This is a genomic window from Morganella sp. HMSC11D09, from assembly GCF_001807955.1.
GTDB classification, from domain to species: domain Bacteria; phylum Pseudomonadota; class Gammaproteobacteria; order Enterobacterales; family Enterobacteriaceae; genus Morganella; species Morganella morganii.
Genome location: NZ_KV791662.1, coordinates 138,330 through 164,692, shown reverse-complemented (window position 1 = coordinate 164,692; position 26,363 = coordinate 138,330). Strand labels below are relative to the sequence as shown.

27 protein-coding genes are annotated in these 26,363 nt (G+C 50.7%); 11 read left to right on the top strand and 16 right to left on the bottom strand.

Annotated elements, in window-relative coordinates; genetic code table 11:
• The first annotated feature begins 29 nt into the window (after positions 1-29).
• From lsrA to lsrG, 6 genes are all read left to right on the top strand, one after another.
• Entirely contained in the window at positions 30-1,592 is a 1,563-nt protein-coding gene (gene lsrA / locus HMPREF3119_RS04820) for an autoinducer 2 ABC transporter ATP-binding protein LsrA (protein ID WP_036417557.1), read from the top strand.
• Entirely contained in the window at positions 1,586-2,590 is a 1,005-nt protein-coding gene (gene lsrC / locus HMPREF3119_RS04815; RefSeq protein ID WP_004237497.1) for an autoinducer 2 ABC transporter permease LsrC, read from the top strand. The genes lsrA and lsrC overlap by 7 nt, the downstream gene beginning before the upstream one ends.
• Positions 2,587-3,591, top strand: a complete 1,005-nt coding sequence (gene lsrD / locus HMPREF3119_RS04810; RefSeq protein WP_004237496.1) for an autoinducer 2 ABC transporter permease LsrD — start codon at positions 2,587-2,589, stop codon at positions 3,589-3,591. Before lsrC ends, lsrD begins: the two co-directional genes overlap by 4 nt.
• Positions 3,592-3,632: 41 nt before the next feature.
• Positions 3,633-4,649, top strand: coding sequence for an autoinducer 2 ABC transporter substrate-binding protein LsrB (lsrB, locus tag HMPREF3119_RS04805; RefSeq protein ID WP_015422696.1), 1,017 nt, complete (start codon positions 3,633-3,635; stop codon positions 4,647-4,649).
• Between the two features lie 65 nt (positions 4,650-4,714).
• Entirely contained in the window at positions 4,715-5,596 is an 882-nt protein-coding gene (gene lsrF / locus HMPREF3119_RS04800; RefSeq protein ID WP_004237494.1) for a 3-hydroxy-5-phosphonooxypentane-2,4-dione thiolase, read from the top strand.
• 3 nt (positions 5,597-5,599) lie between these two features.
• Positions 5,600-5,899, top strand: coding sequence for a (4S)-4-hydroxy-5-phosphonooxypentane-2,3-dione isomerase (gene lsrG / locus HMPREF3119_RS04795; RefSeq protein ID WP_015422695.1), 300 nt, complete (start codon positions 5,600-5,602; stop codon positions 5,897-5,899).
• 184 nt (positions 5,900-6,083) lie between these two features.
• Here the strand turns inward: lsrG and HMPREF3119_RS04790 are convergent, their stop codons facing one another.
• Complete coding sequence (locus HMPREF3119_RS04790; RefSeq protein WP_004237492.1) at positions 6,084-6,374, bottom strand: hypothetical protein; 291 nt, start codon at positions 6,372-6,374, stop codon at positions 6,084-6,086.
• 336 nt (positions 6,375-6,710) lie between these two features.
• Here HMPREF3119_RS04790 and HMPREF3119_RS04785 point away from each other — a divergent pair, with 336 nt between their 5' ends.
• Positions 6,711-7,568, top strand: a complete 858-nt coding sequence (locus HMPREF3119_RS04785; RefSeq protein ID WP_046024609.1) for a hypothetical protein — start codon at positions 6,711-6,713, stop codon at positions 7,566-7,568.
• A gap of 27 nt (positions 7,569-7,595) precedes the next feature.
• On the opposite strand, the gene HMPREF3119_RS04780 is transcribed toward HMPREF3119_RS04785, so the two are convergent.
• From HMPREF3119_RS04780 to zwf, 7 genes are all read right to left on the bottom strand, one after another.
• The gene (locus tag HMPREF3119_RS04780) at positions 7,596-8,210 is read right to left on the bottom strand and encodes a protein-methionine-sulfoxide reductase heme-binding subunit MsrQ (RefSeq protein ID WP_046024610.1); all 615 of its coding nucleotides are present in this window, start codon (positions 8,208-8,210) and stop codon (positions 7,596-7,598) included.
• On the bottom strand, positions 8,210-9,214 hold the full coding sequence (gene msrP / locus HMPREF3119_RS04775) for a protein-methionine-sulfoxide reductase catalytic subunit MsrP (protein WP_004237488.1): 1,005 nt from the start codon (positions 9,212-9,214) through the stop codon (positions 8,210-8,212). Before msrP ends, HMPREF3119_RS04780 begins: the two co-directional genes overlap by 1 nt.
• 96 nt (positions 9,215-9,310) lie before the next feature.
• Entirely contained in the window at positions 9,311-10,687 is a 1,377-nt protein-coding gene (locus HMPREF3119_RS04770; protein WP_049246163.1) for an ATP-binding protein, read from the bottom strand.
• Positions 10,684-11,352, bottom strand: coding sequence for a heavy metal response regulator transcription factor (locus tag HMPREF3119_RS04765; RefSeq protein WP_032098300.1), 669 nt, complete (start codon positions 11,350-11,352; stop codon positions 10,684-10,686). The genes HMPREF3119_RS04770 and HMPREF3119_RS04765 overlap by 4 nt, the downstream gene beginning before the upstream one ends.
• Positions 11,353-11,464: 112 nt before the next feature.
• Positions 11,465-11,797, bottom strand: a complete 333-nt coding sequence (gene mdtI / locus HMPREF3119_RS04760; RefSeq protein WP_004237484.1) for a multidrug/spermidine efflux SMR transporter subunit MdtI — start codon at positions 11,795-11,797, stop codon at positions 11,465-11,467.
• Between the two features lies 1 nt (position 11,798).
• Positions 11,799-12,188 (bottom strand): multidrug/spermidine efflux SMR transporter subunit MdtJ, encoded by a 390-nt coding sequence (gene mdtJ, locus HMPREF3119_RS04755; RefSeq protein WP_004239441.1) that lies wholly within the window; start codon positions 12,186-12,188, stop codon positions 11,799-11,801.
• A 508-nt stretch (positions 12,189-12,696) separates the two neighbouring features.
• A complete protein-coding gene (gene zwf, locus HMPREF3119_RS04750) occupies positions 12,697-14,172 on the bottom strand; it encodes a glucose-6-phosphate dehydrogenase (RefSeq protein WP_004237480.1) in 1,476 nt (491 codons plus the stop codon).
• Between the two features lie 330 nt (positions 14,173-14,502).
• Here zwf and HMPREF3119_RS04745 point away from each other — a divergent pair, with 330 nt between their 5' ends.
• Both HMPREF3119_RS04745 and pyk read left to right on the top strand, forming a co-directional pair.
• Complete coding sequence (locus tag HMPREF3119_RS04745) at positions 14,503-15,351, top strand: MurR/RpiR family transcriptional regulator (RefSeq protein ID WP_004237479.1); 849 nt, start codon at positions 14,503-14,505, stop codon at positions 15,349-15,351.
• A 252-nt stretch (positions 15,352-15,603) separates the two neighbouring features.
• Positions 15,604-17,046 carry a pyruvate kinase gene (gene pyk / locus HMPREF3119_RS04740; protein ID WP_004239443.1) on the top strand — a complete coding sequence of 481 codons (1,443 nt, stop codon included), beginning with the start codon at positions 15,604-15,606 and terminating at the stop codon, positions 17,044-17,046.
• Positions 17,047-17,108: 62 nt separating this feature from the next.
• Here pyk and lpxM read toward each other — a convergent pair whose 3' ends face one another.
• The 3 genes from lpxM to znuA form a co-directional block, all read right to left on the bottom strand.
• The gene (lpxM, locus tag HMPREF3119_RS04735) at positions 17,109-18,089 is read right to left on the bottom strand and encodes a lauroyl-Kdo(2)-lipid IV(A) myristoyltransferase (protein ID WP_046024612.1); all 981 of its coding nucleotides are present in this window, start codon (positions 18,087-18,089) and stop codon (positions 17,109-17,111) included.
• Positions 18,090-18,246: 157 nt separating this feature from the next.
• Positions 18,247-19,623 carry a murein DD-endopeptidase MepM gene (gene mepM, locus HMPREF3119_RS04730; RefSeq protein WP_032098299.1) on the bottom strand — a complete coding sequence of 459 codons (1,377 nt, stop codon included), beginning with the start codon at positions 19,621-19,623 and terminating at the stop codon, positions 18,247-18,249.
• A gap of 22 nt (positions 19,624-19,645) precedes the next feature.
• Positions 19,646-20,560, bottom strand: a complete 915-nt coding sequence (gene znuA / locus HMPREF3119_RS04725; RefSeq protein ID WP_004239446.1) for a zinc ABC transporter substrate-binding protein ZnuA — start codon at positions 20,558-20,560, stop codon at positions 19,646-19,648.
• A gap of 76 nt (positions 20,561-20,636) precedes the next feature.
• Here znuA and znuC point away from each other — a divergent pair, with 76 nt between their 5' ends.
• Together znuC and znuB are read left to right on the top strand one after the other, a co-directional pair.
• Positions 20,637-21,446 carry a zinc ABC transporter ATP-binding protein ZnuC gene (gene znuC, locus HMPREF3119_RS04720; RefSeq protein ID WP_004237289.1) on the top strand — a complete coding sequence of 270 codons (810 nt, stop codon included), beginning with the start codon at positions 20,637-20,639 and terminating at the stop codon, positions 21,444-21,446.
• Positions 21,439-22,224: a zinc ABC transporter permease subunit ZnuB gene (gene znuB / locus HMPREF3119_RS04715; RefSeq protein ID WP_070578682.1), complete on the top strand. Its 786-nt coding sequence runs from the start codon at positions 21,439-21,441 to the stop codon at positions 22,222-22,224. Before znuC ends, znuB begins: the two co-directional genes overlap by 8 nt.
• A gap of 63 nt (positions 22,225-22,287) precedes the next feature.
• Here the strand turns inward: znuB and HMPREF3119_RS04710 are convergent, their stop codons facing one another.
• The 5 genes from HMPREF3119_RS04710 to HMPREF3119_RS04690 form a co-directional block, all read right to left on the bottom strand.
• Positions 22,288-23,040, bottom strand: a complete 753-nt coding sequence (locus HMPREF3119_RS04710) for a type 1 glutamine amidotransferase (protein WP_070578678.1) — start codon at positions 23,038-23,040, stop codon at positions 22,288-22,290.
• A gap of 199 nt (positions 23,041-23,239) precedes the next feature.
• Complete coding sequence (gene ruvB / locus HMPREF3119_RS04705; protein ID WP_004237292.1) at positions 23,240-24,250, bottom strand: Holliday junction branch migration DNA helicase RuvB; 1,011 nt, start codon at positions 24,248-24,250, stop codon at positions 23,240-23,242.
• 37 nt (positions 24,251-24,287) lie between these two features.
• Positions 24,288-24,902: a Holliday junction branch migration protein RuvA gene (gene ruvA, locus HMPREF3119_RS04700; protein WP_024472972.1), complete on the bottom strand. Its 615-nt coding sequence runs from the start codon at positions 24,900-24,902 to the stop codon at positions 24,288-24,290.
• Positions 24,903-25,001: 99 nt separating this feature from the next.
• The gene (ruvC, locus tag HMPREF3119_RS04695; RefSeq protein WP_004237294.1) at positions 25,002-25,526 is read right to left on the bottom strand and encodes a crossover junction endodeoxyribonuclease RuvC; all 525 of its coding nucleotides are present in this window, start codon (positions 25,524-25,526) and stop codon (positions 25,002-25,004) included.
• Positions 25,527-25,615: 89 nt separating this feature from the next.
• A complete protein-coding gene (locus HMPREF3119_RS04690; protein ID WP_004237295.1) occupies positions 25,616-26,359 on the bottom strand; it encodes a YebC/PmpR family DNA-binding transcriptional regulator in 744 nt (247 codons plus the stop codon).
• Between the last annotated feature and the right edge of the window lie 4 nt (positions 26,360-26,363).

The window sequence follows — 26,363 nt, the reverse complement described above, 5'->3', positions numbered from 1 at the left end:
GCAATACCCATAACACCAGAGGTGCCGTTATGTCAGAGAAGCAACACCCGATTCAGCCGCTGCTCACCGCCCGCGGAATAGCCAAACAGTTCTCCGGTGTGGTTGTCCTCAAACACATCGATTTCACACTGTTGCCGGGACAGGTTCATGCGCTGCTGGGCGGCAACGGCGCGGGAAAATCCACGCTGATGAAAATTATTGCAGGGATTGAACAGCCGGATGCAGGCACCCTGACGCTGGAAGGTCAGGAGATATCGCACCTGACTCCGGCGAAAGCCCATCAGCTGGGACTGTATCTGGTTCCGCAGGAGCCGCTGCTGTTCCCGAATCTGTCTGTGCAGGAAAACATTCTGTTCCGGCTGCCGAAACATCAGGCGGGCAAAGCCAAATTACAGCAAATGCTGACATCACTGCGCTGCAATTTTGATCTCAGTGCGCGGGCGGGCAGCCTGAATGTGGCGGATCAGCAGCTGGTGGAGATCATGCGCGGTCTGATGCGGGATTCCCGCATCCTTATTCTTGATGAACCGACAGCATCTCTGACCCCCGCCGAAACCGAACGCCTGTTTGGGCGGGTGCGGGAATTACAGCAGCAGGGTGTCGGGATTGTCTTTATCTCTCATAAACTACCGGAAATACATGCCATTGCCGATTATCTGAGCGTGATGCGTGACGGCAATATTGCGCTGGCCGGTCCGGCAAAACAGTTTTCCACTGATGAAATCATTCAGGCCATCACACCTGAAGCGAAGAAAAAGCCGCTGTCAGAGACGCAGAAGCTCTGGCTGGATCTGTCCGCCACCCGTAACAGTCCGCAGGATGATACGCCGGTGCTGGATGTCCGTAATGCGTGCGGCGAAGGATTCCGTAACATCAGTTTTGTTGTCAACCCGGGGGAAGTGGTCGGGCTGGCCGGTGTCGTCGGCGCCGGCCGGACCGAACTCGCAGAAACATTATACGGGCTGCGCCCGCTGATCGCCGGAGAGGTTTTCCTCAACGGTGACAATCTGCGCGGTGTCAGCAGTGAAAAACGCCTCACCCGGGGGCTGGTCTGTTTACCTGAAGACCGTCAGGCCTCCGGACTTTTCCTTGATGCCCCGCTCACCTGGAATATCGGTGCGCTGGTGCATAACCACCAGGGGCTGCTGGTCAACCGCTCGCGGGATGATGCCTTGCTCGAGCGTTACCGCCGTGCCCTCAATATTAAATTCAGTGACGGGCAACAGACGGTACGCACGCTGTCCGGCGGTAATCAGCAAAAAATCCTGATCGCCAAATGCCTCGAAGCCAATCCGTCACTGCTGATTATTGATGAACCGACACGCGGCGTGGATGTCGGCGCCCGTAATGACATTTATCAACTGATACAAAGTATCGCACAGCAGAATGTGGCAATTTTACTGATCTCCTCTGACCTCGATGAAGTGGTGGCGCTGGCTGACCGCGTGCTGGTGATGCATCAGGGGGAATTCTCCGGGGAATTGCAGCACAACGAGCTGAACACCGACACTATTATGCATATGGCGTTCGGCGAACACCGCCCGCAGACAGAAACAGAAAGCAGCCCGTTACAGGAGGCCGCATCATGCTGAAATATATCCAGAATAACCGTGAAGTAACGGCACTGCTTGCTATTCTCTGCCTGTTTGTCCTGCTCGGCGGCATGGAAACCCGTTATTTCAGTCTGCAAACCGTCACCATGATTTTCGGCAGTGCGCAAATCCAGATGCTGCTGGCCATCGGTGCCACCCTGGTGATGCTGACCCGTAATATTGATGTGTCTGTCGGATCCACCACCGGGCTGTGTGCAGTGATTGTCGGTATCGCGCTGAATGCGGGACTGCCGCTGACGGTGGCGATCCTGCTGACTGTCGCTGCCGGTCTGCTGGCCGGATTCTTCAACGGCATCCTGGTCACCTGGCTGCGGATCCCCGCCATTGTTGCCACCCTCGGTACGCTCGGGCTATATCGCGGCATTATGCTGCTGCTCACCGGCGGAAAATGGATTGAAGGTTTACCGGCGGAACTGAAAGATCTGTCAAAACCGGTCTTCCTCGGGCTGTCGCCAATCGGCTGGTTTATTATCCTGCTGATTATTCTGATGACCCTGTTCCTGTCCCGCACCACCGCCGGACGCGGTTTCTACGCCACCGGCGATAACTTACAGGGCGCGCGCCAGTTGGGTGTGCCGGTTGATCGCACCCGCATCATTGCCTTCTCTGTAAACGGCATGATGGCGGCACTCGCCGGGATTGTGTTTGCCTCACAAATCGGTTTTATCCCGAATCAGACCGGTAACGGCCTTGAAATGAAAGCCATCGCCGCCTGTGTGCTGGGCGGGATCAGCCTGCTCGGCGGCACCGGTACCATCGTCGGCGCTATCCTCGGTGCCTATTTTATGACTCAGATTGACAGTGTGCTGGTGCTGCTCAGATTGCCGGCCTGGTGGAATGACTTTATCGCCGGCTTTGTTTTACTCGCGGTTCTGGTCTTTGACGGCCGTCTGCGTGTGGCGCTGGAGAAAAACCTCCGCGCCCAGCGCTATGCCCGGTTCCTTAATCCTTCCGCACCGCAGGAGGCGAAAAAATGAGCATCACCAAACGTTACGGCTGGGAAATTGCCCTGGCGCTGCTGATTGTCCTCGAAATCCTGTTATTCGGTATGGGTAACCCGCGCCTGCTGGATGTCAATGTGCTGCTGTTCAGTACCAGTGACTTTATCTGTATCGGTCTGGTGGCGCTGCCGCTGACGCTGGTGATTGTCAGCGGCGGGATGGATATCTCCTTCGGCTCCACCATCGGGCTGACCGCTATTGTGCTCGGGATCCTCAATCAGGCCGGTGTACCGATGATTGCCGCCATTCCGCTCACTCTGCTGACCGGCGCACTGTGCGGCCTGATTAACGCCCTGCTGATCCTGTTTACCGGGGTTAACCCGCTGGTGATTACGCTCGGCACCATGTATCTGTTCGGCGGCTGTGCCTTGCTGCTCTCCGGCCTGTCCGGTGCGACCGGTTTTGAGGGGATCGGCGGCTTCCCGGCAGCCTTTACTGATTTTGCTAACCTTGATTTACTCGGTATTCCGCTGCCGCTGATCATTTTTGTCCTGTGTGTGCTGGTGTTCTGGTTTTATCTGCACCGTACCCATCCGGGCCGTAATGTCTTTTTAATCGGGCAGAATGCCCGTGTCGCACGATACAGTGCTTTCCCGGTGACACGCACTATCTGTCTGCTGTATGCGATGGTCGGTGTCAGTGCCGCACTCGCCTCTGTCATTTTAGTGTCCTATTTCGGCTCTGCCCGTGCGGATCTCGGGGCATCGTTCCTGATGCCTGCTATCACCGCTGTTGTACTGGGTGGTGCCAATATTTACGGCGGTTCCGGCTCTGTATTAGGCACCGCGCTGGCTGTTTTGCTGATCGGCTTTTTACAGCAGGGATTGCAGATGATCGGCGTACCAAATCAGGTCTCCAGTGCACTTTCGGGTGCGCTGCTTATTGTTGCCGTTGTTGGTCGTTCCGTTTCTTTACACCGACATCACATCCTTGGCTGGTGGGCGCGTAAACGCAACAGGCAATTCGTATCAGAGTAAAACACGTTTGTTATCACAGATTTGACGAAATGGAGAAAACCATGAAACCCATCATGAAAAAACTGGCGCTCGCCACTGCATTAAGTCTCGCATGTGTTTCCTGGGCGAATGCAGCAGAAAAAGTCGCCTTTATTCCTAAACTTGTCGGTGTCGGCTTCTTTACCAGCGGCGGCCAGGGTGCTGTGGAAGCCGGGAAAAAACTCGGTATCGATGTCACCTACGACGGCCCGACCGAGCCGAGTGTGTCCGGTCAGGTGCAACTTATCAACAACTTCGTTAACCGGGGCTATGACGCGATTATTGTTTCTGCCGTTTCGCCGGACGGGTTATGTCCGTCACTGAAACGCGCTATGCAGCGCGGTGTGAAAGTCCTGACCTGGGATTCCGATACCAACCCGGAATGCCGCTCCATTTATATCGACCAGGGCACACCGAAACAGCTCGGCGGCATCCTGGTGGATATGGCTGCGGATCAGGTGAAGAAAGAGAAAGCCAAAGTCGCCTTCTTCTATTCCAGCCCGACCGTAACTGACCAGAACCAGTGGGTCAAAGAAGCGAAAGCGAAAATCGAAGCCGAGCATCCGGGCTGGGAAGTCGTCACCACCCAGTACGGTTATAACGATGCCACCAAATCCTTACAGACTGCCGAAGGTATTCTTAATGCCTGGAGTGACCTGGATGTGATTATCGCGCCGGATGCCAACGCCCTGCCGGCGGCGGCTCAGGCCAAAGAGAACCTGAAACGTAACGATGTGGCGGTTGTCGGGTTCAGTACCCCGAACGTGATGCGTCCGTATGTGGAGCGCGGCACAGTTAATCAGTTCGCGTTATGGGATGTTGTCAAACAGGGCGAAATTTCTGTCGCCGTGGCTGATGCACTGATGAAAAAAGGCGAACTGAATGTCGGCGATAAGATTACCGTCGCCGGTGTCGGTGAAGTTGAAGTCTCCCCGAACAGTGTTCAGGGCTATGACTACGAAGCAAAAGGCAACGGGATTGTGGTACTGCCTGAGCGCGTGATCTTCACCAAAGAGAACATTAACAACTATGATTTCTGATGTAGTTGCTGATTTAACCAATGGCGCGGGCACCCTCCGCGCCAGTTTAACCAGGGGAGAATTCCATGGCTGATTTAGATGATATCCGTGACGGCAAAGACTTCGGGCTTAATACGCCGCAAAAAAACACCCTTTATACCCTCAAAGGCTGCGGTTCGCTGGATTGGGGTATGCAGTCGCGTCTGGCCCGTATTTTTAATCCGCAGGATAATAAAACGGTCATGCTGGCCTTTGACCACGGCTATTTCCAGGGGCCGACCACCGGCCTTGAGCGGATTGATATTAATATCGCCCCGCTTTTTGAGCATACCGATGTCCTGATGTGTACCCGCGGGATCCTGCGTGCCCAGGTGCCGGTCACGACCAACAAACCGGTGGTGCTGCGGGCATCCGGTGCTAACTCCATCCTGACCGAACTCTCCAACGAAGCGGTTGCGGTGGCAATGGATGATGCGGTACGCCTGAATGTGGCGGCGGTTGCGGCTCAGGTCTATATCGGTACTGAGCATGAACACCAGTCCATCAAAAACATCATCAAAATGGTGGATGCGGGGATGCGTGTCGGTATGCCGGTAATGGCAGTGACCGGGGTGGGTAAAGATATGGCGCGTGATCAGCGTTATTTCTCACTCGCCAGCCGTATTGCTGCAGAAATGGGCGCTAATATCATCAAAACCTACTTTGTTGAGGAAGGTTTTGAGCGCATCACCGCCGGTTGTCCGGTACCGATTGTCATTGCAGGCGGTAAAAAACTGCCGGAAAACGAAGCTCTCGACATGTGTTTCCGCGCCATTGACCAGGGCGCATCCGGGGTGGATATGGGCCGGAATATTTTCCAGTCCGAAAACCCGGTTGCCATGATGAAAGCGATCCGTGCCGTTGTGCATGGCGGTGAGAGTGCAGCACAGGCTTATCAGCTGTTCCTGAGCGAAAAGAACAAGGGGTAAATTTTGAACGTAACATTAGTGGAAATTAATGTGAAACCCGGCAAAGTGGATGAATTTATTGCCGTTTTTCGTGAAAACCATCTGGGATCGATAAAAGAGCCCGGTAACCTGCGTTTTGATGTGTTACAGGACCCGGAAGTGGAAACCCGCTTTTATATCTATGAAGCCTATGCCGATGATGCAGCCGTGGCGGCACATAAGAAAACCCCGCACTATTTACAGTGCGTGGAAAAGCTGGAAGACCTGATGACCGGCCCGCGTAAGAAAACTGTCTTTATCGGGCTGATGCCGGAAGTGAAATAAGCATATCCTGTTTGATCTGTTAAGTGACCGCACAATGGCGGTCACTTTTTTGTATTGATTATTCATTGTTTCATTTTTATGGATGATTATTTATCTTATTTTTTTATTTTTCCCGAAAAATCGGATTAATAAAATATAATACGCATGTTCATAATTGCACTCAAAAATAACAAGCATGTATTTTTTAATCTATCTCATATTTTCCTTCTGACATAAAATCGGGCTCAATCCATTTTGGTCCTTTCATATAAAGGCCGCCTTTCTCTCCTCCGCACATTATTTTTTCTTCATTCAGAAGCCGGTGCGTTTCGCGGAGAATCATAATATTACACGACTCATATTTATCCGGGCCATTATGACGATAAAAAAAACGATCTATTGCCGGGTAAATAAGACCACTTTCACGCCTGGCAACCAGAAACAGGATAACATCTTCCATCGATTCATTTTTTACCATTTCATTGTAATCAATCATTTTACATATTTTTCTCTCATAATAAAATCTGACTCAATCCATTCATCTCCTCTTCTGAACGCCATTCACAATGAATATGCTGTATCAGCTATATCATACATATTATCAGCAGCATTACTTTAAAATCTGCCTGCAGGTGATTTTATCTGGTGATTCTTTTCCGGACAATACTGAAATGCGTTACTCTGACTTTCTAAAACTGTTGTTTCGGCGAATATCATTAAGAGAATTTCAGAATAAATAATGCAGATTGTCTGTTTGTCTGGTTGCCTGAACGGAATAACTCCCTTACCATCGAAATAAATGAATCTGAATTTATAGCTTTCCGGAGAAATCGTGAAAAAACTCACAGTAACCTGCTCAGTTCTGCCTTTGGCGCTGTTTTCCGCTGTTTTCGCCCTGCCATCCTATGCCGCAGAAACTGACTGCCAGCCGATGTCTGAACAAACCCGGCTCAATCATATGAGGATGATGGGGCTTTCTTACCTGAACGGACCGGTAAAATCATCCTCCATGGTCACCGACAGCGATCAGCAGGACAGCGATGTCAGGATATTTTCTGCCAGTAATGTGACACTGTCACCCTGCGGACAGATCACTCACTATGATTTCATCCGCAGAAGTATGCAATACGGCATGACCTTTGATATACAGGTAGCCGGAGCGGAAACCGCTGATGCCATCAGTATGGAATACCGTTTTTCCTCAGACGAAGTCGGCCGGAAAAAAGAGCGCCCGACCATCAGCCGGATTATCCTGCTCAAAGATGCACAACAGGTGATTACCGGCTACCGGACAGAAAATTTTATTGAGGGCAACAGCACTATCCTGACCGAAAACGGCGCTGTAGAATACCGCGATGGCAATATACATTCTGTAGTGATAGACGGCGAAGTTCTCGCCAAACCCTACAGTATGAACTTTGAATATGACAGTGCCGGCCGGGTAACCCGTATTTACACCACGCCGACCCTTCTCAGTAATTACCATTTTACCTACAATGAGAAAGGCGGCCTGGATAAAGGAACAGAAAGAACGGAGTCGATCGGGATCGTCACCGGTAATGATATTCAGTGTACAGAATGGGATACCTATCAAAACTGTACCGCAGGGCTCTGGCTCCGGCATATTAACGGTGAACCGGCCGGTGAAGTACCTTTCCGTACCACTTATGAGTATTACAGTGATAAATAACAGCAGAAGACAATCAGCATAATCGTATTACCCGATTTTATCGGGTAATACCTGTTCTTTACTTCGCTGCTGCCGGCGATGACAGTACGCCAGAATAACCAGTACCAGATAAATGGCCGGTTCCGGTGTATCTGTCTTCGCTGCTAAAATATAGTGCGTAATAACAATAAACAACAACGGATACAGCAAATTATGAATTCGTTTCCACCACCGGCCTGATAAGTTGCGTATCCGGTCAGACGACGTCACTGCCATCAGGCACAAAATTAACCAGCCAGCCACACCGAGATTAAGATAAAAACGGGAAAGTATCTCACTGAAAAAGAGTGCCGTATTTTCTGCACCTATTTCAAGAAAAAAATAGCTGGCCAGATGCAGCGTTGCCCAGAAAAAACACCATAATCCGAGTAATTTTCTCACCTGATATAAACTGTTCAGCTTAAAATAAAAAGCAATCACCGGTATCACTGTGATAATAATAACTAAACGAAGTGCCGTAATACCGGTGAAATGCTGAATGTCTTTTGCGGGATCTGCCCCCAGTACCCCGTAACTGACAGCATAAATAAGCCATACCAGTGGCAATACTGCCGTCAGATGAAAAAAAAGTTTAACCACCGGGTAACGGAATAATTTCATCATCAGAAATATCTCCGCAAATCCATCCCTTTATATAATTCTGCCACGTCTTCTGCATACCCGTTAAACAGTAATGTCGGCTGCCGTGTTGTCCGGCCTAACCCTCCGGAGCCGATAAAACGTTCTGTAGCCTGTGACCAGCGCGGATGATCAACCTGCGGGTTTACATTGGCATAAAACCCATATTCACGGGGTGCTGAAAGATTCCATGTGGTCGGCGGCTCAGATTCTGTCAGGCGAATTTTAACAATGGATTTTATGCCTTTAAAACCATATTTCCACGGTACCACCAGCCGGACAGGTGCTCCATTTTGTTTCGGCAGTTCTTTTCCGTAAACACCGGTTGCCATCAGTGTCAGAGGGTGAAGTGCTTCATCCAGGCGCAACCCCTCAATATACGGATACTGAAGCCCGCCTCCGGTAAAACGGCTCTTTTGACCGGGCATTTGTTCCGGGGCGTACACCGTTTCAAAAGCAACATATTTCGCTTTGCTGTTCGGTTCCGCTGATAATAATAAATCTCTCAGAGGAAAACCGACCCACGGAATAACCATTGACCATGCTTCCACACAGCGCATTCGGTAAATACGCTCTTCAGCCTGAAATTTATGACGGATCTCATCGGCATTTAATACCAGAGGCCGGTTAACTTCCCCCTCAACTGTCAGTGTCCATTCATCCGTTTTCAGGGTATGTGCGTTTTCAGCCGGGTCCGATTTATTCAGGCCGAATTCATAGAAATTATTGTAACCAGTCACCTTATCCTCCGGCGTTAATGCCAGGCCGGACTGATACTTTTCAGGTTTTGTATAACTGAGGTCTTTTAAGATTGTCTCCGGAACGCCGGGCTTATCATCGCCGGAAAACCACGAAAACAGACCGGCGCTGACTGACGGGCTGACCATTAATCCGGCCGTACCGGCACCTAATAACTTAAGCAGATTCCTGCGTTTCATCATAAAAACGGATTCCGGCGTAATCTCAGACGATCGTATTATTTTTTTCATGATGAGTCCCTGTATTCAGCAATCACGGTGATAACATTCCGGAACTGTTATACCGCATAATCTGAATTTAAAGCTGACAGGACGATGACAAATTTGTCATGAAAGGGGATGAGTATCCGGAAAAATTAAGGTTACCGTGTTATATGACCCGGTACGTTCAAATCTGACCTCACCTGAATGCAATTCTGTTATTGCCTGAACAATCGATAAGCCCAGCCCGCTTCCTTCTGACGTTCTCGCATTATCTCCGCGCCAAAAACGGGTAAAGACCTGTTCACTGTTTGCAACAACATCACCTTTGTTCATCACTGAAATGACGGTGCTGCCATGATTATTTTCTGCACCGGCAATAACCTCCGTATTTTCATATGAATATTTAACCGCATTTGACACAACATTAACCATAATCTGCATCAGCAATACTTTGTCTGCTGATACCGTCACATCCGATATTTTATTAACCAGCCGGATATTTTTCTCATCGGCATAAAATGCCAGTAACTCATAAATATCCTCAACCAGCTCAGAAACAACGATGGTTTCCCGCTTCAGATTAATATTTTTATTCTCTGCTCTGGCGATAAACAGAATGTTTTGTATTATTTTTGCCAGTTTATCCAGCTCTTCTGTATTGCTGGCGATAATCGCTTCATACTCATCCGCAGTGCGCGTTTTTTGTAATGTGATTTCATTCTGAATTTTAATGGCATTAATGGGTGTTCTTAATTCATGCGCTAAATCATCCGCAAGTTGTGTCAGCCGGACAAAATCATTTTTCAGCCGTGAGCGCATGATATTCAATGAATCACCCAAACTTTTCAGTTCATCCGGTAAGCGGCTGATATCCACCGTCTGTCCCAGAGAGTGCAGATCTGTTTTCGCGGTGATCCGGCTGAGATGCGTAATATCCTGCAATCCCCGGCGGATAAGCCATATACTGAAGACGACCATCAGAAGAATAGCAATAACGGAAACAATCAGACTTTGCTGTAAATATCCGCGTAAAACACTGCTGCGATCAACCGAACGCTTTGCCAGAGTGACATATAATTTACCTTCAGGAGCCTGAATCTCAAAATTAACCACGGAAACCGGCATGTTATCATCCGTATTCTGGTATGAGATTAAAGGCGTTTCCTGATTATCCGGATAATTAAGTTTATCCCGGGTATTCAGGGTTATCTCCGGGTTGGTATCCACAATAACGTGATTATCAGCATCTGCTATCTTAATAACATCCTGCCGCATATCCATCATCCGCCGGAAATAAACAGGTAACGATTTAATATCAATACCACTGACTATCAGTTTAGCCAGTTGGTCGGCACGGTTAATCAGGATGTCATCATCTTTTGAGGCAAGTTCATTTTTCAGAGAGTGATAAAGGATCAGTGTGACAAAACCTGCGTTTGCCACCATCAGCAACATAAATAATGATACAATTTTAAATCTCAGTGAACGTATTTTCATCATTCCGATCCGTTCAGGCGGTATCCCATACCACGGACAGTTTCAATTAATTTACGATCATGATCGTCATCTATTTTTTTTCTGAGCCGCCGGACAGCCACATCGACAATATTGGTATCACTCTCAAAATCCATTCCCCACACCTCACAGGCAATCAGTGTTCTGGGCAGGATCTCCCCTGAATGCAGCGCAAAAAAAAGCAACAGTGAATATTCCTGACGTGTCAGCGATATTTTCACGCCTCCCCGCTGTACATCATGACGGGTCAGATCAATGCTGAGATCGGCGATCTCAATCACTTTGGAAGCTGGTTGAGAAGTACGCAGCTGATTCCGGACTCTCGCCAGTAATTCGGAAAATGAAAACGGTTTAACCAGATAATCATTCGCGCCCAGTTCCAGTCCTTTTACCCGGTCAGCAACTGCATCCCTGGCTGTCAGACAAATAACCGGTACCATTTTGGCGGTTCTCAATATTTTCAGCACTTCCCAGCCATCCATACCGGGCAACATAATATCAAGAATAACCAGCCGGTAATTGTTCTCCAGAGCAAGATACAACCCGTCTCTGCCATCTGCCGTGATATCAACAATAAATCCGGCTTCCTCTAATCCCTTTTTAACCCAGCTGCCGGTCTTTTCATGATCTTCAATCAGTAATATTTTCATTTTTATAATCCGGAATTTTACCTGTACATCCTGCATCAGTGTATTTTAATTCCGGACATAAAAAAACAGCAGACAACTCCGGGTTGTCTGCTGTTTTTCTGTGACGCAATGATCAGGCAAACTTAATCATCACCATACCCAGCAGAAGCAGAATAATCCCGCTCCAGCCTTTGTAATTGAGGCGCTGGTTAAACAGGATCCAGCCTGCAGCCACTGTTGCCACAATACCGAATGCTCCCCACAATGCATACGCAACGGAAAGCTCGATACCGCGGACTGCCAGTGCCAGACAACTGAATGCCCCCAATACCGCCAGCAGCGATAAAATACCCAGCCACAGACGTTTAAAGCCGTTTGACATTTTCAGCAGGATATTCGCCAGAATCTCCAGTACCACGGCCAGCAGTAAAAATGCACCGTGCCACCATTCAAATGTCGATAACATATTACGCCCCTTTCAGCATCTCATTCAGTGGCGCACGAACCGGTTTGGCAGCAGGCTGCTTTTTCTGCACTTTTTTGGTGCCGTATTTAATCAGGGTGATACCCGCGATTAACAGTGCCAGACCGCCCAGTTTCAGCGGTGACAGCGATTCATGGAACCACATCACACTAAACGTGGTGATGATCAGGATCCCGATCCCTTCCCACAGCGCATAAGCCACCCCGAGGGCCACTTTTTTCACTGCCATGGATAATAAAATATAAGAAGAGGCAATCATGATATACATCACAATCATCCCCGCACTGCCGCCGGAGACACTCGCGTATTTCATCGACAATGTACCGATCACCTCGGTAATAATGGCTAAGCCTAAAAACATCCAGTAAATCATAGTTATTTCTCCTGATGGACAACGCATACAGGTTCACGGCGCAAAACAGACTGTTTGCGTGAACGGGTGCGTTTATCGCGAAACGAAAACGTTAAATGTAACGATGTGACCAAAAACGCAGGCGCGTTTGGTTCGTCAGACGAAAAGAGAAATAGCTATAACTCGCCGTACCAGTAGTGTTCGCTTGATACGATAGCGGAAAGGAAAAGTACATGGGTAGAACGTCGGATTTTAATCCTGCTACTACTGTCGCTTTGCATGATGTCTTATTCTTTTGTCTGTCCCCGGACAGGGTGACAACAATGAAAGAATCCTCCGGTTATTAATATTCATATTATTTTTAGCACAAGTAACACAGTTCAGCAATGCTGCGGCGAATTATTTTTCAGTAAATAATTTTATTTTTTAGACAGTTATAAAAAATGACCACCTTCTTATTCAGAAGATGGTCATAATTACGCAAATATTGAACCGGTTAACTACCTTTACTGATACCGCAAATGGATAATTATTCCACTTCGTTCCAGGCATGACCGTCACGGGCCATCATGGCGATAGAGGCTATCGGCCCCCAACTGCCTGCCTGATACGGTTTTGGCGGTTCATTATCCATTGCCCAGGCGTGCATAATTGAATCCACCCATTTCCAGGCTTCCTCCACTTCATCACGGCGGACAAACAGTGCCTGAATACCGCGCATAGCTTCCAGCAGCAGGCGTTCATACGCATCCGCAATATGTGTCTGGTTGAACGTTTCCGAGAAACTCAGATCCAGTTTGGTGGTTTGCAGACGGTGTTTATGATCCAGCCCCGGCGCTTTGTTCAGCACTTCGATATCAATACCTTCATCCGGCTGCAGACGGATAGTCAGTTTATTCGGAGGCAGATGCTGATAGGTTTCATTGAAAATATTCAGGGACGGCTGTTTGAAATAGACCACCACTTCCGAACATTTTGACGGCATCCGTTTCCCGGTACGCAGATAGAACGGCACACCGGACCAGCGCCAGTCGTCGATATCCGCGCGGATAGCGACAAAGGTTTCGGTCTGGCTGACGGTATTCGCGCCCTCTTCATCCAGATAACCCGGTACTTTTTCGCCGTGAACAAACCCGGCGGTATATTGCCCGCGTACGGTTTTTTCACGGACATTCGTGATATCAATGGTCCGCAGTGAGCGCAGCACCTTCACTTTCTCATCACGGATACGGTCACTGGTCAGGTCATCCGGCGGTGACATGGCAATCATAGTCAGAATTTGCAGCAGATGGCTCTGCACCATGTCACGCATCTGCCCGGCTTTATCAAAGTAACCCCAGCGCCCTTCAATCCCCACTTCTTCCGCCACCGTGATCTGGACGTGGTCGATGGTACGGTTATCCCAGTTATTCACAAACAGGGAATTGGCAAAACGCAGCGCCAGCAGGTTCAGTACCGTTTCTTTGCCGAGATAATGGTCGATGCGGTAAATCTGGCTCTCTTTAAAATATTTCGCCACTTCGGTATTGATCGCCTGTGATGAGGCCAGATCATTACCCAGTGGTTTTTCCATCACCACACGGCTCGGCTCTTTATTCAGATGCGCTTCGCCCAGCCCTTTGCACATGGCGCTGAATGTACCCGGCGGCATCGCGAAATAGTAAACAGCGGTATTTTTGTTTTCCGCAATAATATTGGCGAGACTTTTGAAATGAGAGGTCTCATTCACATCGAGGTTACAAAACAGCAGACGGGCACTGAATCGTTCCCAGAGCACCGGATCCAGTTGCTCGTTGAGGAAGGTATTGAACGCATCCTCAACAAATTTCTGATACTCCTCACGGGACCAGTCCGCACGGCCTGCCCCGATAATCCGCGTTTCCGGATGAATATTACCGGCTTTTTCCAGCTGATATAAAGACGGGAGTAACTTGCGGCGTGCGAGGTCGCCTTTGGTACCGAAAATGACTAAATCACAGGCGGGAACCGTTGCTGTCAGCGCCATAGAAAACCTCTCCTCGTGGCTGTGGAATTGTAATTTTGTTACAGAGATAACGAATAATGTACTCGTTTGCGCCCGGCCAGTAAACATAAATGCGGGTTACCGCACATTCTGACAGGTCTCTGTCGCCGGTCTTTCTGTGTGCAGTTTTGTAATTTAATTACTTTTTTGATGCAAACTTACTAAAATGAAAATCAGACACAGCTCAAACTTTCAAAAAAAAGCCGGATCCGGGGGAGTTTCCCCTCTCCTTTGCCCGGGCTTACGTAGTATATTTTCAAAAAATGAGGGTGGCCGGTGTGTCACACAGATCAATATAAAAGGCACAGTGGCATGAATATTTTAGACCGTCTCCGTAACAGTCTGGATTACCTGAGTAAATCGGAAAAAAAAGTTGCAGAGACGATCCTCGGCGCACCGCAGATAGCTATTCATTCCAGTATCGCCACACTCGCCAAAATGGCGGATGTCAGCGAACCAACCGTTAACCGGTTCTGCCGCCGTCTGGACACCAAAGGTTTTCCGGATTTCAAACTGCTGCTGGCGCAAAGCCTGGCAAACGGCACTCCGTATGTCAGCCGCAATGTGGATGAAAATGATTCCGTTGAGGCATACACCGGCAAAATCTTTGAGTCCGCCATGGCTGGCCTGGACGCAGTCAGAAGCACCCTCGATATGCTGACCATCAACCGCGCCGTGGATTGCCTGACACAAGCCCGGAAAATCGCCTTTTTCGGCCTGGGTGCTTCTGCGGCGGTCGCCCATGACGCGATGAATAAATTCTTCCGTTTCAATATCCCGGTGATTTATTCCGACGATGTGGTGATGCAGCGCATGAGTTGTATCAACAGCACCGAAGGTGATGTGGTGGTTTTAATTTCCCACACCGGCCGGACAAAAAACCTGGTTGAAATCGCCCGTATCGCCCGTGAAAATGACGCTACCGTGCTCGCCATCACCTCCGAGAACTCGCCGCTCGCGGCGGAAGCCTCTCTCACCATCATTCTTAATGTACCGGAAGACACTGATATTTATATGCCGATGATCTCCCGTCTGGCACAGCTGACGATTATTGATGTCCTCGCCACCGGTTTTACCCTGCGCCGCGGCCCCAAATTCCGCGATAACCTGCGCCGGGTCAAAGAAGCCCTGAAAGACTCCCGAATAGATAAACTCCGTTGATTTTTAACCATTTGTGTCAATTTGACACATTTCCTGCTGCCGGGTGTAATGACCATCACGAATTAGTAATATAACGGATGGTAGGATAACGTCTGACTCACTGTTTTGCGTTTGCTGACTCGATTTTTATTTTAAATACGCGATAATCAGACAGGAGTGAATCGATTTTACACTTTCCTGCCGGGAGCGATTTTCCCGGCGGGGAGTTTTTATCAACACCATTTCACCTTATTCAGGTCAACGGAGTAATTTATGTCAATACGCCTCAGAAGAACGAAAATCGTAACGACCCTGGGCCCCGCCACCGATCGCGATAACAACCTTGAAAAAATCATCCGTGCCGGTGCCAATGTGGTTCGTATGAACTTTTCTCACGGCAGCCCGGACGATCACGTTGAACGTGCGAATAAAGTCCGTGAAATCGCTGCCCGCCTCGGCGTACAGGTAGCTATCCTGGGTGATCTCCAGGGGCCGAAAATCCGGGTGTCCACCTTTAAAGACAATAAAGTTCTGCTGAATGTCGGCGATAAATTTATTCTGGATGCAGAGCTGGGCAAAGGCGAAGGTACCAGTGAGCACGTCGGGATCGACTATAAAAAGCTGCCGGAAGATGTGGTGACAGATGACATTCTGTTACTCGACGATGGCCGTGTGCAGCTGAAAGTGCTGGATGTCAAAGGCACTAAAATCATGACCGAAGTGACCGTCGGTGGTTTGCTTTCCAATAATAAAGGTATCAACAAACTCGGCGGCGGGTTATCTGCCGATGCGCTGACAGAAAAAGATAAAGAAGATATCAAAACCGCAGCCCGTATTAATGTTGATTACCTTGCTGTCTCCTTCCCGCGCAGTGCGGAAGATCTGCACTACGCCCGCCGTCTCGCCCGTGATGCCGGTTGTGAGGCAATGATTGTCTCCAAAGTCGAACGCGCCGAAGCGGTCGCCACCGATCAGGTGATGGATGAAATCATTCTCGCATCCGATGTGGTGATGGTCGCCCGTGGTGACCTCGGTGTGGAAATCGGCGATCCGGAGCTGGTCGGCGTCCAGAAAAAATTGATTCGTCGCAGCCGTCAACTGAATCGTGTCGTGATCACAGCAACCCAGATGATGGAATCCATGATCACTAACCCGATGCCGACCCGTGCGGAAGTGATGGACGTGGCAAACGCCGTACTTGATGGTACCGATGCAGTAATGCTCTCTGCAGAAACCGCTGCTGGCCAGTATCCGGCGGAAACCGTGGAAGCAATGGCGCGGGTTTGCCTGGGTGCGGAGAAAATGCCGAATGTGAATATCTCCAAACACCGCCTGGATATGACCTTCGACAATCCGGAAGAAGCAATTGCGATGTCCACCATGTACGCGGCCAACCACCTCAACGGCGTGAAAGCGATTATTGCCATGACCGAATCCGGCCGTACCGCGCGTATGATGTCCCGCATCAGCTCCGGCCTGCCGATTTTCGCCATGTCCCGCCATGAAAAAACTCTGAATCAGTGCTCACTGTACCGTGGTGTCACCCCGGTATTCTGCAGCACCCACACCGATGGCCTGGCAGCAGTCACCGAAGCTATCAGCCGCCTGAAAGAAAAAGGCTATCTGTGCACCGGCGACCTGGTCATGGTCACCCAGGGCGACCAGATGGGCCTGGTCGGCAGCACCAATACCAGCCGTATTCTTGAAGTGAAGTGATTTTCTTCAGATAAAAATGAAACCGCCTGTCGGATGACGGGCGGTTTTTTTTATGCCCCGTCTCAGGGCAATTCTTTGTGTTTATAGATTTTATACGGCTCTTCTTCACCGTCTTTGCGGGTTTTCAGCAGTTTCAGGATCCAGGTGTATTGTTCGATATTCGGGCGCACCAGGGCTTCCACTTCTTCGTTCATGCGACGGGCGATATACAGGTCGTCCTGACCGTCAATATCATCCATCGGCGGGCGGACGTGGATATGGAACTGGTGATTTTTATGATCGTACACCGGAAACAGCGGGACAATCGCCGCTTTGCACACTTTCATCAGCCGCCCGATAGCAGGCAGTGTGGCTTTATAGGTGCTGAAAAACGGAACAAACTCACTGTGCTCTTCGCCGTGATCCTGGTCCGGCAGATAATAACCGCTGAAGCCATTACGCACACTGGCGATAAACGGTTTGATACCGGCCTCGCGGGAATGCAGGCGGCCACCGAAGTGAACCCGGGCTTTATTCCACAGGTAATCCGCCACCGGGTTTTTCTGGTGATGGAACATACCCGCCACTTTATTTCCCTGCGCGGCAAACAACATAGCCGGTAAATCGATCGCCCAGCCGTGCGGCACCATAAAGATGATATTGCGCCCTTCTGCCTGTAACGCGTCAATAATGTCCTGCCCGTGAACCTGCGTGCGGGAAATCACCCGCTGCGGATTGCGCAGACACAACTCCGCCAGCATCACAAAGGCGTGTGGTGCACTGGCAAACATCTCATCTGTGATCCTTTCCCGCTCCGCTTTCGGCATGTCCGGGAAACAATAATACAGATTGATCAGTGCCCGGCGGCGTCCGCCTTTGGCAAAACGCCCGGCAATCCGGCCCACACCGGCCAGCATCGGGTCACGTAATTTAACCGGCAGGTAGCTCAGACCGGCCAGTGCGCCTGCCGCAACCCACATGCCCCAGTATTTCGGGTGCAGGTAATGGCGGTGAAATGTCGGGATATAGCCCGCTTTGCTGTCTGTATCGTTTTCTTTATACACAGAGGGATACCCGTATTAAATTAAGCTTATTTATCATGATATTATAAATACCGTGATCTATTATTATTGATTATCTGAAATCAGAAGTACATTAAAATTCTGTACACTGAGAATGCGGCAGGCGGGTGTCTGTGCACCCGCCGCCGGAATGAGAGGATTAATCAAGTGTCAGCTGTGGCCGGTACTGTTTGACCAGTGCCAGATAGCCGGTACGGTCTTTGCCGGTCAGCCCGCCGGAACGCGGCAGTTTTGCTGTCAGCGGGTTCACCGCCTGTTGTCCGTTCCAGACTTCAAAGTGCAGATGCGGACCGGTAGAGCGCCCGGTATTACCGGATAACCCGACTTTATCACCGCGTTTGACTTTCTGGCCCGGTTTAACCAGCAGTTTGCGCATGTGCATATAACGGGTGGTGAACTGACGACCGTGACGGATAGCCACGAAATTACCCGCCGCACCACTGAATTTAGCCACAACCACTTCCCCGTCACCGACTGCCAGTACCGGTGTGCCGACCGGCATCGCGAAATCGACCCCTTTATGCGGGGCAACACGCCCGGTGACCGGGTTTACACGGCGCGGGTTAAAGTGTGAGGAAACACGGAATTGTCTGGCGGTCGGGAAACGCAGGAAGCCGCGCTCCAGCCCGTCGCCTTTGGCATCATAAAAACGGCCGTCTTCGGCGCGGAATGCATAATAATCACGTCCGTTAGTATGCAGACGTACAGCCAGCATCTGGCTCTGTTCCTGTTTGCCGTCCAGCATTTCACGGGAGGTCAGTACAGTGAAGCGATCGCCGTTTTTCACTTTACGGACATCCACCTGCCATTGTAATGCTTTGGAAATATCACGCACTTCGCTGCGGGTCAGTCCCGCTTTTGATGCACTGGCATTCAGGCTGCCGCTGACTTTGCCGGTCAGGCGTTTAGTCTGCCATTCACCTTCGCGCATCTCTTTGGTTTCTTTGAATCCGTTGCCGCTGCGGACATAGGTACGGGTTTCACGGCGGTTCACCGCCCAGCTCAGGGATTTCAGTTCGCCGTCGTCATTCAGCTCCCAAGCGAGGGTCTGGCCGATTTGCAGGTTACGCAACCCTTTGTACTGATTGGATAATAAAGCCACATCAGAGGAATCTATCCCGTACTGTGTCAGAATGGCAGACAGGCTGTCGCCGCTGGCAACAGTGTATTCAAGTGATGTCGGGATAACGGTGTCAGTCGGGGAGGCTTCGTCGATATCATCAGACTCTTTGGCAAGTCCTTCATCCGGCAGCTGATCACTGCTGTCGGTGATAATATCGTCAGTATCGGTATCAGTGTCCGTGCCGGTTCCTGCCTGCGTGCCGGAGGTGTCAGCAGGTGGCGCAAAATCAGTTTCAATATATTGTTCGTTATCAGCATTCCGCTCATGATATACAGCAAACGGGTGCCAGACAGCGACACCCAGTGTTGCGGCAGTTAACATCCCCAGCATCATGCGATGCGCTTTGGGTAACTGGTTGTATACCAGAACGGCGGATTTTGCCAGTTGCTGCAATTGCACGCGTTCTGTTCCTTATTTATTGCTCCAGGCAGGATGCGTACTGTGCTGATAACCGTGACAGGAAGTTGGTATAACCGTCCCGATCCACTGCAATTCCGCTGCCCAGCGGGTCAAGGACGCCCATCTTCGCGTTCGTCCCTTTGGCCACCGCTTTAATGACTGCCGGCCTGAACTGCGGCTCAGCAAACACACACAAGGCGTTTTGCTCAGCCAGCTTTAATTTGATGTTATTGAGTGTCTGCGCACCCGGCTGAATTTCAGGGTTGACCGTAAAATGCCCGGAAGGCGAAAGGTCAAAACGTTTTTCAAAATAACCATAGGCGTCATGAAAAACAAAATACCCGTGTGTTTTCACCGGTGCCAGCTGCTGAGCAATATTCTTCTCAGTTTCAGTAAGTTGTCCATTGAATTTACGCAGGTTTACGTCCAACACAGATTTTTTATCCGGATAACTCACCAGGAGTTTATTATACACTGCCTGAGCGGTCTGCCGGGCAATATCCGGCGACATCCACAGGTGCATATTGTACTCACCGTGGTGGTGATGCCCGTCCTCATCATGGTCGTCATCTTCATCGTTTTTCAGCAGAAAAGGTTTAACAGACTCAAGTTCGCTGATAACGATCTGTTTTTGCTCCGGAACAGCTGAAAGCGGCTTTTGCAGGAAGGTTTCCAGCTCCGGCCCGACCCAGACAACCAAATCCGCTGAACGGATTTTTTTCAGGTCAGACGGTTTGAGTGCATAATCATGCGGCGAAGCACCATCCGGCAGTAAAATCTGTGTGTCCGTGACGCCATCTGCAACCGCAGCGGCGATTAACCCGACAGGACGTACTGATGTTAACACATCTGCGCTGGCGGTTTGTGCGGCCAGACTCAAAAATGTGGCAATAAACGCTGTTTTTATTCCGTGCCGTGACTGGTGCTGCATAATGGAAACTCCGTGACATGATTGCGATAATGTTATATTATAACGTTTCATTCATTCTGCAAGATAATAATTTGTCATGTCAACACTTATCGCGGTAAATGATGTTTCTGTCGCTTTTGGTGCCAATACGGTACTCGAGGACATTTCATTTACATTATCCCCCGGGAAAATCATCACCCTTCTCGGGCCGAACGGCGCGGGAAAATCCACTATTGTCCGTGTGGTACTCGGCCTTACCGAACCGACGTCCGGCACCGTCACCCGCACACCGGGTCTGACTGTCGGCTATGTTCCGCAAAAACTCTATCTCGACCCGACAATGCCGCTGACGGTGGCCCGTTTTCTGCGTCTGAAGCGCGGTGTCAGCAAGGGCGAGTGTCTCGCGGCGCTTGAGCGGGTCAATGCCGCGCATCTGACCGGAAAACCGATGCAACGGCTGTCCGGCGGTGAAATGCAGCGTGTGCTGCTGGCCCGTGCCCTGCTCGCCCGGCCGCAGCTGCTGGTGCTGGATGAGCCGACTCAGGGTGTGGATGTCAACGGCCAGGTCGCGCTGTATGACCTGATCACCCGGCTGCGTGATGAACTAAACTGCGCGGTGCTGATGGTTTCTCACGATCTGCATCTGGTGATGGCAAAAACCGATACCGTGCTGTGTATCAACCGGCATATCTGCTGCTCCGGCGAGCCGGATGTGGTAGCCGCCCATCCGGAGTTTACCGCCATGTTCGGTAGCCGGGCCGCGACACAGATCGGCGTGTACCGTCATCATCACAACCACAGTCACGAGAACGGCAGTGCAGTGCTATCCCCTTCTGCACCCTGCTGCGGGAATCACGCCCCGGCAGATGTCTCTGTAAAACCCGCTCCGGAGTGCCGCCATGATTGAATTACTGTTACCGGGCTGGCTCGCCGGGATTTTACTGGCGATCGCGGCCGGTCCGCTCGGCTCCTTTGTGGTCTGGCGGCGGATGTCCTATTTCGGAGATACGCTGGCGCACGCTTCGCTGCTCGGGGTCGCCTTTGGCCTGCTGCTGAATGTCAGTCCGTTTTATGCCGTGATTACCGTGACACTGATTCTGGCTATGCTGCTGGTCTGGCTGGAACGCCGTCCGCAACTGGCGGTGGATACTCTGCTGGGTATTATGGCGCACAGTGCGCTGTCTCTCGGTCTGGTGGTGGTCAGTCTGATGTCGAATGTGCGGGTGGATCTGATGGCGTATCTGTTCGGTGACCTGCTCTCAGTGACCTATGAAGATTTGCTGCCTATTGCCGTGGGTGTAACTATCGTGACCGGTTTGCTGATGTGGCAGTGGCGCAATCTGCTTTCTCTGACCATCAGCCCGGAACTGGCGTTTGTTGACGGTATCAACCCCGGCAGACTGCGGATGATGCTGATGCTGGTCACGGCACTGACCATCGGCCTTGCCATGAAATTTGTCGGGGCGCTGATTATCACGTCTCTGCTGATTATTCCTGCCGCTGCCGCCCGCCGTTTTGCGCGGACACCGGAGCAGATGGCTGCGGGTGCGGTTGTCACCGGGATGATTTCCATCACCGGCGGATTAGCCTTCTCCGCCTTTTATGACACCCCGGCGGGACCGTCCGTTGTGCTGTGCGCCGCCTGCTGCTTTATTCTCAGCCTGCTGGTGAAACCACATAATTAATTGTCTGTACAGCAAAAAAGCCCTGTTCTTTCAGGGCTTTTTACTTTCAGCTAAACTGTGTTATTACGCTGTTTCTGATTTTGTCCGCACTTTCGGTTTCACCGGATTCACACTCAGCACCAGCTTATCGAGAAATGTGATTAGTTTTTCATTCATTTCACTGTAGCTGTGTCTGCGGATAGCGCTTGGTGTATCAACAAAACGGAATCCGGCGGCAGATTTCAGATCATTTTCGCCGTTGAGGATCAGATACTCCACCACATCACGGGTCAGTTCCATATGGCACTGGAAGCCGTAAACGCGTTTGGTGTATTCAATAATCTGACGCGGACAACCGGCACTGAAAGCGATAATCTGCGCGCCTTCGGTTAATCCCGGCATATCATAATGCCAGTGGCCTACCCCCAGCGAATCGCCGAAATGAGAAAACAGCTGGCTGCGTTTTCCGGCGTTGGTCATATGGATGGTAAATTTGCCGAACTCTTTTTCCGGGCTTTGTGTATACGGCGCGCCTAATGCTTCGCCGATAAGCTGTGCCCCGAGGCAGACCCCGATGACAACTTTATTTGAATTGATGGCATTGGCGATAAACGCCTGCTCTTTTTTGGAATCAAAATAAGGGCATTGCGCAGTGGTGGTTTCCGGGTTTTGCGGCCCGCCCATGACAATCAGGAAATCAATTCCGCTGATGCTGTCAGGTAACTTGTCACCTTCATACAGACGGGTGAACGTGACATCGTAATTATTCTTCCTTGCCCAATACTCGTAAGCGCCCGGTGCTTCAAAATAGTCATGAATGATAAAATGAACACGCATAGTCAGTTCCTTTTCCCTTTAACGAAATCCTCCTTTTTACATTACAGGGTTCAGACGATGCACGCCAATTTTTAAATGTCGAAAAACAACCAATTACAGAGATATCCTCCCGGAATAATCCCCAAAAAAGCCATTTAATTATCACATGGGCAAAATGGTAAACATATTATGTTTACCCTCAGGTTTGACGGCCGGGTTCTTAATCGTTTCCACTGTGATCAATACCAAAGTGACGATAGGCATGTGCGGTGGCAAGGCGTCCGCGCGGTGTCCGCTGAATAAAGCCCTGCTGGATTAAGAAAGGCTCGATGACATCCTCAATGGTTTCCCGCTCTTCACCGATGGCCGCCGCCAGGTTATCCAGCCCGACCGGGCCGCCCATAAATTTATCAATAATGGTGACCAGCAACTTGCGATCCAGGTAATCAAACCCGGCAGAATCCACATTCAGCATATCCAGAGCCTGACCGGCAATCAGCCCGTCAATACCGCCGTCACCTTTCACCTGGGCAAAATCCCGCACCCGGCGCAGCAGACGGTTGGTGATACGCGGCGTGCCGCGTGAGCGCATGGCAATCTGGCGGGCACCATCATCCGAGATATCCAGCCCCATATAACGTGCACTGCGGCTGACAATATGCTGCAAATCATCAGTATTATAAAATTCCAGCCGCTGCACGATCCCGAAACGGTCCCGCAGCGGTGATGTCAGAGAGCCTGCACGGGTGGTGGCACCGATCAGAGTAAACGGCGGCAGGTCGATTTTAATGGAACGGGCAGCAGGCCCTTCCCCGATCATGATATCCAACTGGTAATCTTCCATCGCCGGATAGAGAATTTCTTCCACCACCGGAGAGAGGCGGTGGATTTCATCGATAAACAACACATCGTGGGGTTCGAGGTTGGTCAGCATGGCCGCCAGATCACCGGCTTTTTCCAGTACCGGTCCGGAGGTGGTGCGCAGATTAACGCCCATTTCATTGGCGACAATATTCGCCAGTGTGGTTTTCCCGAGCCCCGGCGGGCCGAAAATCAGCAGATGGTCAAGTGCATCCCCGCGCTGACGGGCAGCCTCGATAAAGATTTCCATCTGTGAACAGACCTGCGGCTGACCCACATATTCCGCCAGTAATTTCGGCCGGATAGCGCGATCCACCACCTCATCATCCGGCAGCGTTTCCGCCGTAATCAGTCTGTCAGCTTCAATCATGACCTGTCACCCCGTTGTGTCATCATCGTTTTTATTATTACAGCGCGGCGCGCAGTGCTTCGCGGATCAGTGTTTCGCTGTCTGAACCGGCTTTGGAGACTTTCGCTATCATGCGGCTGGCTTCCTGCGGTTTATAGCCGAGGGAAATCAGTGCCTCAATGGCTTCAGATTCCGCATCAGCCTGGCTGTTACCCGACTGCTGACTCGCCGGGAGCGACATTTCCGCATCACGGAACAGGTCGCCGTTAAGCCCTTTGAAGCGGTCTTTCATTTCCACGACCAGACGCTCGGCAGTTTTCTTGCCCACGCCCGGCAGTTTGATTAGCTGTGCCACTGCACCCTGCTCAATCGCCGCCACAAACTGCTGCGCAGACATACCTGAAAGGATCGCCAGTGCCAGTTTCGGCCCGACACCGTTCACTTTGATTAATTCACGGAACAGTGCGCGTTCCTGCTTATCATTAAAGCCGTACAGTAACTGTGCATCTTCCCGCACAATAAACTGGGTGAACAGAATGGCTTCCTGACCGGCATCCGGCAGTTCATAGAAACAGGTCATCGGCATATGGACTTCATAGCCCACACCATTGGTTTCCAGTAATACGACAGGCGGCTGTTTTTCCAGCACAATACCTCTTAAGCGACCGATCACGCGCGTCTCCTTTATGATTGCGGCAGAGCCTGTTTATAGCATAAAAAAAGCTGGACGTATATCCAGCCATCAGAAAATCACGGGTATCTGCGACACCGGTTACTCTTTCAGCCGTCCGCGTGCCATCACCAGACGCGGCTGCCCCATCTGCACCAGGTTCTGGTTGAAATGGCAGTGAGTGATAGCAATCGCCAGCGCATCTGCCGCATCCGCCTGCGGTGCCGCTGACAGTTTCAGTATTGAGCGCACCATATGCTGTACCTGGGCTTTTTCCGCCGCCCCGGTGCCGGTAACGGTTTGTTTTACCTGACGTGCCGCATATTCAAATACCGGCAGATTATTATTCACCGCAGCGAGGATCGCCACACCACGCGCTTGTCCCAGTTTCAGGGCGGAATCGGCATTCTTGGCCATAAAGACCTGTTCGATAGCAAAACAATCCGGCTGATACTGGGTGATGATTTCACTGACACCGGCGTAAATTTTGCCCAGACGGGACGGAAGATCATCCACCTGTGTGCGGATACAGCCGCTGCCGATATACAGCAGACGCCGTCCCTGCTGGCGGATAACACCATATCCGGTCACCCGCGAGCCGGGGTCAATACCGAGAATAATTGCCATAGGAGGACCGTATTGTCACAACAGGAAAAAAAGAAGAAAACAGAGGGATGCGCACAGCGGCGCATCCTCTGCGAAGTGAGTGACGGAAATTACAGCAGTGCTGCAACTTCGTCTGAGATATCGCCGTTGTGGTAGACTTCCTGCACATCGTCAGAGTCTTCCAGCATATCGATAAGGCGCATCAGTTTTGGTGCGGTTTCCGCATCCAGATCCGCTTTGGTGGACGGGATCATCGATACTTCAGCAGATTCAGCTTTGAAACCGGCTGCATCCATCGCGTCTTTGACATCACCCAGAATTTCCCAGGCGGTGTAAACGTCGATAGCGCCGTCGTCAAAAGTTTCAACGTCTTCAGCACCGGCTTCGAGCGCCGCATCCATCACCGCATCCTCATCCAGACCCGGAGCATAGGAAATGATACCTTTGCGGGTAAACAGATAAGCAACTGAACCATCGGTACCCAGATTGCCGCCGGTTTTGGTGAACGCGTGGCGCACATCCGAAACCGTACGTTTACGGTTATCCGTCAGGCATTCCACCATCACAGCTGTACCGCCCGGGCCGTAGCCTTCGTATACGATGGATTCCATGTTATCGTTTTCATCATTACCCGCCCCGCGTGCAATCGCACGGTTCAGGGTATCGCGGGTCATGTTGTTTGCTAACGCTTTATCCACTGCCGCACGCAGACGTGGGTTAGATGCAGGATCAGGACCACCAATGCGCGACGCCGTGACTAATTCACGAATGATTTTCGTGAAAATTTTACCGCGCTTCGCATCTTGCGCGGCCTTGCGGTGTTTGGTGTTGGCCCATTTACTATGACCTGCCATTCTC